This window comes from uncultured Campylobacter sp. (assembly GCF_937890585.1).
Taxonomy (GTDB): Bacteria; Campylobacterota; Campylobacteria; order Campylobacterales; family Campylobacteraceae; genus Campylobacter_A.
Map to the genome: position 1 here is coordinate 1 of NZ_CALACG010000036.1, position 2,776 is coordinate 2,776.

3 protein-coding genes are annotated in these 2,776 nt (G+C 39.1%); all 3 read right to left on the reverse strand.

Annotated elements, in window-relative coordinates:
- Positions 1 to 169: 169 nt before the first annotated feature.
- Positions 170 to 1,231, reverse strand: a complete 1,062-nt coding sequence (locus Q0296_RS00960) for a UvrD-helicase domain-containing protein (protein ID WP_366939712.1) — start codon at positions 1,229 to 1,231, stop codon at positions 170 to 172.
- Between the two features lie 123 nt (positions 1,232 to 1,354).
- Positions 1,355 to 1,525 carry a UvrD-helicase domain-containing protein gene (locus Q0296_RS00965; RefSeq protein ID WP_298035706.1) on the reverse strand — a complete coding sequence of 57 codons (171 nt, stop codon included), beginning with the start codon at positions 1,523 to 1,525 and terminating at the stop codon, positions 1,355 to 1,357.
- The coding region (locus Q0296_RS00970) for a PD-(D/E)XK nuclease family protein (RefSeq protein ID WP_298035707.1) at positions 1,522 to 2,776 on the reverse strand (1,255 nt) is incomplete at its 5' end. The genes Q0296_RS00965 and Q0296_RS00970, both read right to left, overlap by 4 nt.

A 2,776-nucleotide genomic window follows, 5' to 3' on the forward strand; every position in this document is an offset into this window, starting at 1 on the left:
ATAAAGTCAAAAAATCCTGAATCCCACTGACAGCTGGACTCGTTAGTTTGATTCAGCTTTCTTGTTCTATTGACTTAGTATTTCATAGCTCACCAATAAGCTTAAGCGTCTCATAAAGAGAAACTCAATTATCAACAGCAAATTCTTCGATACGATCAAGAGAGGTTTTTCAGATCTTTCTATTTGGAATATTGAGCACTCTCTTGAGAGAAACACTATCAAAAGGATTATTAATCATCCTCAAATACGCCAAAATATCTTTTACCTCCTTTCTTTCAAAAAACTTAAACGCCCCAAAAATCTTGTAAGGAATTCCCTCCTGAATAAACATCGTTTCAAAGTTCCCAGACTGAGCATTAGTCCTATATAAAATCGCAACCTGACCTCGTGACTTGATCTTCCCCTTTTCTTTGAGTTGTTTGATCATTTCGATCGTATTAGCAGCCTCGTCAGTATCGCTGGGATGCGTAAATATCGTAATTTTGTCATTTCCTTCTCTATGAGCTACAATATTTTTTTCATATTGTTTGGTATTTTTTTTGATCACTTCATTTCCTGCTGCTACAATATGCGGCTTGGAACGATAATTGGTCTGCAATTTAAACATCTGAATATCTGGCCAATACTGCTTCACATTGAGAAAATTCTCCATCAATGCCCCTCTTCGCCCATAAATACTCTGAAAATCATCTCCAATTAAAGTAATATTTGCACCTTTTTGATCAGGATGATCAACATTTCCACTCATAAGCTTCATCAACTCAAACTGAATCCAGTTAGTATCCTGAGCCTCATCTACAAGAATAAAATCAAAAGCATTTTGCCACTTTCTTAAAATCTCTGGAGACTTTTGAAAAAGCAAATAGGGCAAAAGCAGCAAATCATCAAAATCAAGACTATTACTCTTCTCTAATTCCTTCTCATACTCTTGATAAAGCTTTCCCATAGACTCATCATAGTTGCCATTTGCATACTTCAAAAAGAGCTCTGCAGTTCTTCCCTCATTCTTCTGCCTTGAGATAAATCCTTTTACTTCCTGAGGTTTGAAAGTATCTGTCAGCGCAAATCTCTTGAGCAGATCACGAACAATCTTGGCACTATCATCAGCATCCAAAATTGCAAAATCCTTCGTATATTTCTTTCCCAAATGCTCAATATCTTCCTTCAGAATTTTGAGAAAAATCGAATGAAAGGTTCCAATTCGCTTGAGTTGTCTAGCATCAAGGGAAATCTGTGAAACTTTCTTTGTTTCTACACTTTGAAAAAAATCTCAAAAACCTGAATCAGAGTCCTCCCCTTTTTTTTCTTCGATAGACAAATTATCATCGCTAAAATTTTGAGCATTGATTGCCTCTCACAGTTTAATCAATCTCTCTTTCATCTCATTTGCTGCTTTTTTTGTAAAAGTTAGAGCGACGATCTCGTTTATATTTTCGCCTCGAAGCACCAAAGCGATGTAGCGAACGCTTAGTGCAAAGGTTTTACCGCTTCCAGCGCTTGCTTTTAGGGCTAAAAAATTTTTCATAACTCTCTCCTGCAAAGTGTAGCGTATTCGCAAAATGCGCAAGCACCGCTCTTCCTCTCAAAATTTATCTTGGTTTTGTTTATGCCTTTTAGCTTTTCTATCTCGCCGTTTAGATCCTCTACGCTTTTTTTAGAGCTAACTAAGCTAGTCTCGTTTTTTAGGGCATAGTAAGCACTTCGCACCTCTCTGCCGTAAAGCGCCTCGTAAAAGGCAAGCTGGAGCGAATTTACATTTGCCTCGCCCGTTTTATAATCAACTATGAGCATGTCGCCGCTTGCGTCCGCATCGATCCTATCGATAAATCCCTTTATCTGCACGCCGCAAAACTCGCTTTGCACCTCTTTTTCGCACTCAAGCACCCTAAAACCAGCCCTAAAACGCTCGTTTTCATAAATTTCATACTCTTTAAATTTATGCGTCCAAATTTCAAACTCAAGTGGCGTAAGATTTTGCTTTGCTAGCATCTCTTTAAAAACGGCTAGATCAAAGGTGTTATTTTGCTTATAAAACTCACTCGTATAGTATTCAAAAAGTGCGCTATGAACGCTATTTCCTTGTTTTGTGCCAAGCTCTTTTGCTACGCCTTTTGCAGGCTTTATGCCAGCTATCTTTGTGTAGTAGTATTTTCTTGGGCAGGTTAGAAATAAATTTAGCGTCGAAAACGAGAGTGGGTTTGTGAAAAAATCATGCTCTAAAATAACCTCATCATCCTTTAAATTTAAGCTCGCCTCTCCTTTTAAAAATAGCTTCAAATAGGCCTCATCGCTAAATTTTTCATCTTTTATCGTTTTGAAATTTTTTAAAAATCTTGAAGGTATGCTCTCTTCATTTACGCAGCAGCTTATCGCCACTTTTTTGGCGTTATTTATGAGGCTTTCGTAGTAAAATCTCTGCAAATTTTCGCGGTCCACGTAGCCGATGAGGCCCGCTTTTTGACGCACGCACGAGCTTAAAAACATCTCGTTTACGCTGCGCTTTGGCACTAAATCGTCGTTAAAATCAAGCACTATGACACCCTCAAATTTTAGACCGCGACTCTCCAAAACGCCCATGACGCCGATCTTGCCGCCGCCTACGTGATCTAGCCTAAGCCTAGCTAGCTTTATCAAAAATATCTCGCAAATTTGACGTAGCGTAAAGCTAAAATACCGCGCCAAACTCTGCGCGTAAAATAGCTCCTCGCGCGTTTTTTGCGCGGCGGCGTGGTCGCTCTCAAGCGCCAAAATCTCCTCCATCAGCGCCCTAAAATCC